Consider the following 8675-nt stretch of genomic DNA (forward strand, 5'->3'; position numbering starts at 1 on the left):
GAATTAATAGCTGACTGCCCATGTTCTCAAGTTTTAGCGGACGTTGGCTACGTTGGTGAAAAGATAGTCCAAGAATTTAGAGAAATGGGTTATCAATTATGGACACCGTTTCGGTCTAACATGAAAGTGCCAAACGGCACAATAAGTCATTACTTAATCAAATTCGCCGAAGAATTGAAACGTGCTTTTCACAGTTAAAATTATACGGTAGCGAAGAGACTCATAACCGTAGTTTAGAAGGGTTTCAAGCCGATTTTGAATCAATCATAACACTGTACAATTTACAAAAAATGGAAGTATTACAAACTAGCAATTAGCGTATTAAAATATATTTTGGAGGAAAACAAATTGACAAAATATCTAGTAGTAGGTGCGGGACTCTTTGGGGCAACCTTTGCCTATGAAGCGGCCAAACGAGGTCATCAAGTAAAAGTAATCGAAAAACGTAATCATATTGCAGGTAATATCTATACCAAAGAAGTGCATGGCATCCAAGTTCACCAATTTGGAGCACACATTTTCCATACTTCCAATAAAGAAGTGTGGAATTATATCCAACAATTTGCCGAATTTAATCGCTATACGAATGCTCCGGTGGCTAATTACAATGGTGAAATTTACAACTTACCATTTAATATGAATACTTTCAATAAGCTTTGGGGTGTTGTTACACCACAAGAAGCGATGGCAAAAATTGAAGAACAAAAGGCAGTTTTAGGTGGTAAAGAACCTGAAAACTTAGAAGAACAAGCCATCTCCTTAATTGGAACAGATATTTACGAAAAGTTAATTAAGGGCTACACTGAAAAGCAATGGGGACGGAAGGCGACTGAATTACCAGCCTTTATTATTAAGCGTTTGCCAGTTCGATTAACTTATGATAACAACTACTTCAACAATCTTTACCAAGGAATTCCAATGGGAGGGTACACCCAAATCGTTGAAAAAATGTTGGGCCACGAAAATATTACGGTTGAAACAGGTGTTGACTTCTTTGATAAGAAGGACCAATACTTGGCTGAATTTGATAAGGTGGTCTTTACTGGGATGATTGATCAATTCTTTAACTACGAGTTAGGTGAATTGGAATATCGCTCCTTACGCTTTGAAACAGAAATTCTTGACGAAGATAACCATCAAGGAAATGCCGTAGTTAATTACACGGATGCCGAAACACCTTACACACGGATTATCGAACACAAGCACTTTGAATATGGTAAAGGTGAAAAAGGTAAAACGGTTATTACCCGTGAATATCCAGCTGATTGGCAACGTGGTGATGAACCATATTACCCAGTGAACAATGAACGTAACAATGAAATGTATCAAGCTTATAAAGCATATGCAGCGAAGAATGCAAGCAATGTTATTTTTGGTGGCCGTTTAGGTCAATACAAATACTACAACATGGATCAAGTGCTTGCTGCGGCCCTAGAGACTGTTAAAAGCGAATTAGAAGGCTAAATATGAAAGTTATTCGTAACTATCTTTATAATGCAGGCTATCAAGTTTTAGCTATTATTGTACCTTTACTAACGTCAGCCTATGTCAGTCGGGTTTTACGCCCTGAAGGGGTAGGGGCTAACGCCTTTACCAATTCTATCATCCAATACTTTATTTTAATTGCCAGTATTGGGATTGGTTATTATGGTAACCGTGAAATAGCTTATGTACGTGATAATAAAGCTAAGATGTCACAAACTTTTTGGGAAATCCAAATTATTAAAACTGTGATGACGATAGTAGCTTACCTTGCTTTTGTGGTTTTTATGATGTTTTGTACCTCAAATAAGACTTACATGTGGGCCCAATCAATTAATTTAGTAGCGGTAGCGTTTGATATTTCCTGGCTTTATATGGGAATTGAAGATTTCAAACGGACGGTTATTCGTAATACCTTGGTGAAGTTAATCTCGATGGTAGCAATTTTTCTATTTATTCGAGATGCGCATGATGTAACACTTTATATTATTGTCTTAGCTTTATCAACATTTGTAGGGAACCTGACATTGTGGCCTCATTTACGTTTCTTATTGAACAAAGTTTCGTTTAGGAGGTTGAACCCCTGGCGATACTTTATTCCAACGGTAGCGATGTTTGTTCCTCAAATTGCCACGCAACTTTATGTGCAGTTAAATCGGACGATGTTAGGGGTTATGATTGGTGAAACAGCGTCTGGTTACTATCAATATTCTGATAGCTTGGTAAAACTGGTTTTAGCTTTGGTGACGGCAACGGGGACAGTAATGTTACCTCATGTATCAAATGCATTTTCTAAGGGTGATACGAAAAAGGTTAATCAGATGTTATATAAGTCATTTGATTTTGTTTCAGCGATTGCTTTTCCAATGACTTTCGGTTTAGCAGCCGTAGCGACAACTTTAGGACCTTACTACTGTGGTCATGGTTACGGACCGGTGGGGCCGGCCATGATGATTGAATCAGTGGTTATTCTTTTAATTGGTTGGTCTAATGTCTTAGGTACCCAATACTTACTACCAGTTAATCGGGTAAAAGAATTTACAGCCTCTGTGACTATCGGAGCGGTAACAAATATTATTTTAAATATCCCCTTGATTTATTGGGCTTAAATGGTGCGATGTTATCGACGGTAATTTCAGAGTTAGGTGTAACGCTTTATCAAATTTGGGTCGTACGTAAAAATTTAAATTTTAGCGAATTATTTTCTGATAGTTGGAAATATTTATTAGCAAGTATAGTGATGTTTCTTCCGGTTTACTGGATGAATGGACATATTGCGACTAGTTGGCTAATGTTAATTTTAGAAGTATTAGTTGGGATTGTGATATATACGGTTATGGTATTTATCTTACGGCCTCAAGTTTTGAAAAATGCTAAGCATGTGATAAATGAACGAAGAAAACGTTAACGCTAATTTAGATTACTTCATAAAGCTATCTGGAAAAGGTCCTGAAATAAGTTACTTTCAAAGATGAAAATCTTAAAGCATTCTTGTTATGGAATATTGATATAGTAGAGTTCAATCGTAGACGAAAGTCTATATAAAGAAGTACACGAAATATTGTATACCCTCGGGCTATTCGTGTACAATACGCCCTGTTACATTCATGTACAATTTTTTGATAACGCTTACTGTACATTTGAATATACCAGGGGTATACTGAAAGTAGGATTGATGAAAGGTGTGAGTATAATGAATAATTATAAATCAATCGAGGTACATAGTGTGGCAGACTTTATTGAGAAGTCGAAACAAGTGTTGGAAAATGAAGAGTTAATTTACTATCGTGGGGAAAGTCAAGAATATGGTCGCAGTAAGTTAATTCCAAGTTTAATTCGTAGAGGGTTACCTGAATATCAAGTAATTAACGAGTATGTAAAACAATATCCTGAAAAGTTTGATGCTTTGAAGAATAATACTGCCCGGTTGTCACTTATGCAGCATATGACTTTGCCAACACGACTCTTGGACATTACTCGCAATAAGTTAGTGGCTTTGTTCTTTGCGACTTTAAGTAATGATGAAGAAGATGGTTACGTCTATGTTTTCAAGCCTAATAAAGAAGTCAAATATGGTACTTATAGTGATACGGTGGAAATTTTATCAACCTTAGCCTTTATGGACGAGGATGCCAAAAATGAAATTAATGCTTTAATTCAAGATTTTATTGATGAGGTTATTAAGTCAGGAATTACAGAAGCAGAGTATGTACTTTGGTATCGGAAGTTGGTTGAAAGTATTACGATTACAACCAATGTAAATTGTTGTTGTTGCTGCTGTTGTGGTAAGAAGTGCTGTGAGGAAAAAACGGTAGAGTGCCGTTTAACCAAGAAGTACATGAAAATCAACCAAAATTATCAAGTCTTACGGTTATACCACATGATTAAGCAAGATGTTGGTGATTTTCAACATGTCATTGATTTTGGGCGGATGTTAGAACCCGAAATCTTTGAATCTTCAATCACGAGTGAAAGATTAAAGAACCAACAAGGGAGCTTCATTATTATCCCAGATGTTTACCGTAGTAAACCACAAAAGAATGTCTTGACTGCTAATATAGATAAGATTCACTGTAAATTAGCGAAGTTGCAAGTAAAAGATCAAACTTCGGGAGAACTAATTCGCTTTAAGGTTCCTGCTGGTGTTAAGCAAGCCATCCATGCTGAATTAGACAAGGACTTAAATATTAACAAAGGTACCATGTTCACCGATATGGAAAGTATGGCACAGTACATTAGCGAAAAGTTTAGTTAATGGTATGTGTTACGCTTATTAGTAACAACTTAATTTGAAAATGACCCTGTTTGTATAAAATTGCAACAGGGTTATTTGGTTAGTATGGAAGATATGGTAGTGACTGGAATGAAGTAAAGCCACATGGAGATTTTGAGAAGGTGTGTGTAATGGATTTAATAAAGGAAATAGAACATCTAGATAACAGTTTTACACTAAAGTATTTTGGAACTAATGATATGTATACTGGGGTTATATTTGGTTCTGTGGCGAAGAAGTTTAATTTTTATGAGGAAATTGTTAAAAGTTTAGAACAAATTCGAAGTATGGATGAGTATGTGGCATATTTCATCGTGCAATTACTACAAAAGTTAGATAGGGATAAAGATGCTATTACAGATGATGAAAATATTAAGAAAAGATTTACAGAGATTATTAATTTAATTGATGATGAGAAGTTGAAGAAGCTTAAGAGGCAGGTGTATATCTTTTTAAATCAGCATGTAGAGGAGGTCTTTTCTTTAGAAGTAAAGAATCTATGCAACCTTAGTGATGTAACCTTAGACTTTATCAAAGATAATGGTGGCGGGAATCCTAAATTATATGAATATTTAATTGAGGTAAGACCATGGTATTTTATTTGGAACTTTGATGATTTCAAGAAACTATTCGGAAAGAACCCGCAACTTTTTGTGCAGCTACTTAAATGCTATGAAAATAGCGATTTTCACAGTAAAAGTAGCCTTTTGCCTATGCTACTTAGTGCGCGAAGTAAAAGTAAGTTAAAGGGCATTGTTGACGAATTTATTGATGAATATCGTCAAGAATTGGAGCAAGCTTTAAGTTCAGAAAGACTAGAGGATATTTATTTTACGGTAGAGTACGTCAAAGAATTGCTGCGATACTTAAGGAAAATAAAAGATAAACGGGCTTATCACTTTGAGGTCTTAGCTGAAAATCAAGAAGAAAAGGCAACTGCTTATCTTTTAGAGCATGGACAGGAAATTAGCTGTAACATACCATGGTCAGAAGTTTTAACGACATGGGACAAAAGTAGCACTAGCTATGATAAATTAAAGTATATTGTAAGTACATCCTTGGATCGTGCTGGCGGTAATAAGGGACTTTCAGATTTGTTGACATTATCAGATGATTATTACACTAACGCACATGTGGTTCACTTGGAGACTACTTTATTGGTAGGACAAGCAGTGTTTTATGAAATAATGATGAAAGACGAGCGGCTAGCCGAGTATACGGAGTGTGTAAATGAGTTTTTAATCAAAATTGATCAATTAGATGATGATCTTGAGGAAGGCGTACTATTTCAAGGACAGATGCTATTAGACAATTTTAAAATTTTAGCTAATAATTTAACTATCAAAGATTCGACGCTTATTTCTACTCTTAGCTATAACGTTGAGATGCTAGCGTGTGCGCTGATTGAAAAATTATTGAGAAAACAGTTTTTAAGAGAAAATATGGACAAAATATATGTTCCAATCAAGGAGAAAATGCTGGGAAGTTTGCTAGACCACCAAAATGAGGTTAGACTTCAGGCTTTTAGTCAGGAACATTTACAAAACTTAAAGTACTATTTAGGAAGTGTTGGAAAAGAGGGGAGTTTAGGGCATGACTACCGTAATCGGCTTGCTCACCTGGCAAGATTAAAGAATCGTGATTTAAATCCGCAGATTGCTGCTAGGATGATGTACTTGTTTACTGATGTTCTGGTTAAGATAGTTGAATGGAATGACTTTAAATAGGTAAGTTGGTATAGTGAAATTTCTTGAGCTAATGGATATTGGGATGGTGGAGTTCCCCATTCTGTCTAAAGAAGTATACAAATAGTCTAAGGGCTTGTAAATTCCCAAGCTGGTACAATCGGAGGGTTACGTTATCGTTACGAGTGGCGGACAAAAGTTTTTGTAGGTAAATTTTTTTAACTAAATACAAAAAACTCTTAGCGGTACAATGATTACAATCAAAAAACATCATTATCTCGTAGGATACCTTGAAAAAATAAAACTATATGGGCAAGGAGTATCGCTGGGGACTCTACTGAAGGGCACATAAGTACTGTTTATCAGCAAGATTCAGTTCACGCCCTATGGCATGGAGCGTCGAAGGAGTCAATGCATTAGCTACGGTTCGGATGATGTGTTACAACAAAATAGATATTTTCGAAATCTGTAAGCGAAATCTAAAGAAACACACGAAGAATGATAAGTACTACGAAAACTTTCAAACTAGGGTTTTGACGTCAAATTCTAGTTTGAACAGGGTAATAGTTAACGTTGGAAAAAAATAAAAATATAAGAATTTACAAATGCCGTTATATCAACGATAAAAGTGAATTACCCATAAAAAGTTTTAACTATCTATTTATGCTTAATGTCTTTTATTATTAGTTGTTTAACGATATAATTAATAATAACTATGAGGAATTTTATGATGTAAAGGATATGTAATTGAGGAGATTCTTAGATGAAATTTTTTGCAATGAAATTGAATATTAGTGAAAATATTTTTAATAGTAATTTTAAAAATATTAAAGAAGAGCTTATTCCTAAAAGGATTTTGTCGTTTGCTAAGGAACCTGTTAATCGAAAAGATGAGTGGACATTAGTAAATGTAAAGTCACTTGACAATAACATTATTATGGGTGATGTTGCTAAACCATTACTCCAAAAAGTTACGCAGATAGATGGTTCAGTAACCAAAGAAGTAGCGTTTGAATATGTACAATTAAGTCCATTTTATTATTTTGTAAAAGAAGAAATTATATTATGTCACCCTTATAATACTTCAAATAAAACGTCAGTTTTTAATCATTTTAAAGGCATTATTTCAAGAGATGCTGAGATTGGTGATGTTGATATTAGATTGTTGTCTAAAACGAAAGAATTTGAGAAAAATTTACTGAGTGAGAATTATTCGGTACGGAAACTCGAATTAGATTATGTAACTCCCAATGATCCACGAACACTCAATGAAATCCAAGATATTATTACCGAAAATAATGCTAAAACGGGAAAACTTACTCTTGAAAATAAGGAAGAAGGTTTGAAAGTAAAATCGGAAGATGGTAAAACAACAGATTTTATCAAAAACTTGTTACAGATTACTAGGAAAGGGTTTGGAAATATAAAAGCTACGTTGGTAGATCAAGATAATAAAAAAACAGTGATTGAAACAAAGGAAAATCCAATTAAGAAAACAATTGATGAAGTAGATAAGGAGAACATTGAGGTAATAAATCGTGTTAAGGGTGAGATAATGAGTTCCATGGAAGATGGTGAAAGGGAAGATGAAGAATAGTATATACGAGCGTGCAAAGCTTTCACGCATAATATTGAAAGCAGTAAACCGACACTTGTTTCGTTGGCCTCTATGGGGGGCAATTATTATGAGTTTCATGATTGGAATACTTCTCCATGTGAAAGAAGTAAAATTTGTGAGTGTTATGCGAGAAATTAACGTACAGATATTTAATGTTGCTATTGCCGAAACGTCACTTATTTTAGCAGCAATGGCCATTATTATCGTGGTTTATAATAAAAGTATATTGAAACAAATCATAAATGTTGGGAATGGGACTTTTGAGGGGTTTATTTTTCCTTATATATGGGGAGCGAGCCTGTGGACTATTTTGGCAATTGGATCATTATTTTTTAGTTTGTTTCCGAGATTCTTAGAAATCTTTTCTATTGTAATTGTGTATTTGGGATTAGTTATTTATGCTATTTGTTTTATGCTTTATATCATTGGTGAGCTGATACAGCATGTGATGCTTTCATCTGAGATTGAGTAAATACATGGTGAAATACTGTAATGTGTATGGTGCTAGTTAAGCGAAGACAGCGCCTTGGATATCTTTAACTCACGATAGACGAAAGTTCTTCAAAGCAACCGAAAATAGCTGTTCTTCGCAAGGAATAGTTGATTTGCTTGATGAAATTTTCAATCTTAATCGAAAAACGACTAAGTTATCTGAAAATGATCGGTATCACTTTTTGCGAAATAAAATGAAGCCTAAATTAGAAGAGGTATACAACCGTATCATATTGGCGGGTGAGAAAATATCCTCTAAAACGGCTTTGAGTGACTCTGTTAGCTATATGATTAACCAAAAGGCTTATCTCATGAACGTCTTCAATGCAGGTTACTTCGAGTTAAGTAATAACAGTGTTGAACGGGCTGTTAAAGAGAACGTTATGGGACGAACAAATTGGTTTTTCTCATACTCATTTGACGGTTCTTAAGCCAATGCCGTAGCAATGACTTTGATTAAAACAGCCAAGCTTAATGGGCTGAACCCAGAATCCTACCTGGAAAAGGTCAGAAGTTGCTTCTAAAGATTTCCTTGAAGAGGAAGAACTTGAAGTCCTCTTGCCATGGAATGCTGTTAGAATAAAAAATGTACAAGTTAAAATGAGGTCCTGAATCAGTTATAATA

The 8675-nt window shown here is 34.9% G+C and carries 7 protein-coding genes and 2 pseudogenes; all 9 read left to right on the plus strand.

Annotation, left to right across the window (positions count from 1 at the left end):
- Positions 1 to 198, plus strand: a pseudogene (locus FC36_RS12470) (hypothetical protein); the annotation flags it as partial.
- Between the two features lie 150 nt (positions 199 to 348).
- Positions 349 to 1464, plus strand: coding sequence for a UDP-galactopyranose mutase (glf, locus tag FC36_RS05295; RefSeq protein ID WP_025021465.1), 1116 nt, complete (start codon positions 349 to 351; stop codon positions 1462 to 1464).
- 2 nt (positions 1465 to 1466) lie between these two features.
- Positions 1467 to 2890 (plus strand): annotated as a pseudogene (locus FC36_RS05300) (flippase).
- A 285-nt stretch (positions 2891 to 3175) separates the two neighbouring features.
- Entirely contained in the window at positions 3176 to 4237 is a 1062-nt protein-coding gene (locus FC36_RS05305; RefSeq protein WP_025021464.1) for an FRG domain-containing protein, read from the plus strand.
- A 149-nt stretch (positions 4238 to 4386) separates the two neighbouring features.
- The gene (locus FC36_RS05310; RefSeq protein ID WP_025021463.1) at positions 4387 to 5982 is read left to right on the plus strand and encodes a hypothetical protein; all 1596 of its coding nucleotides are present in this window, start codon (positions 4387 to 4389) and stop codon (positions 5980 to 5982) included.
- A gap of 721 nt (positions 5983 to 6703) precedes the next feature.
- Complete coding sequence (locus tag FC36_RS05315; protein ID WP_025021462.1) at positions 6704 to 7537, plus strand: DUF4747 family protein; 834 nt, start codon at positions 6704 to 6706, stop codon at positions 7535 to 7537.
- A gap of 88 nt (positions 7538 to 7625) precedes the next feature.
- A complete protein-coding gene (locus tag FC36_RS05320) occupies positions 7626 to 8030 on the plus strand; it encodes a hypothetical protein (RefSeq protein ID WP_155889651.1) in 405 nt (134 codons plus the stop codon).
- Between the two features lie 58 nt (positions 8031 to 8088).
- Entirely contained in the window at positions 8089 to 8481 is a 393-nt protein-coding gene (locus FC36_RS05325) for an IS66 family transposase (RefSeq protein ID WP_081782003.1), read from the plus strand.
- A 15-nt stretch (positions 8482 to 8496) separates the two neighbouring features.
- On the plus strand, positions 8497 to 8574 hold the full coding sequence (locus FC36_RS12700; RefSeq protein WP_155889652.1) for a transposase domain-containing protein: 78 nt from the start codon (positions 8497 to 8499) through the stop codon (positions 8572 to 8574).
- Positions 8575 to 8675: the final 101 nt, after the last annotated feature.

This window comes from Ligilactobacillus equi DSM 15833 = JCM 10991 (assembly GCF_001435735.1).
GTDB lineage: Bacteria > Bacillota > Bacilli > Lactobacillales > Lactobacillaceae > Ligilactobacillus > Ligilactobacillus equi.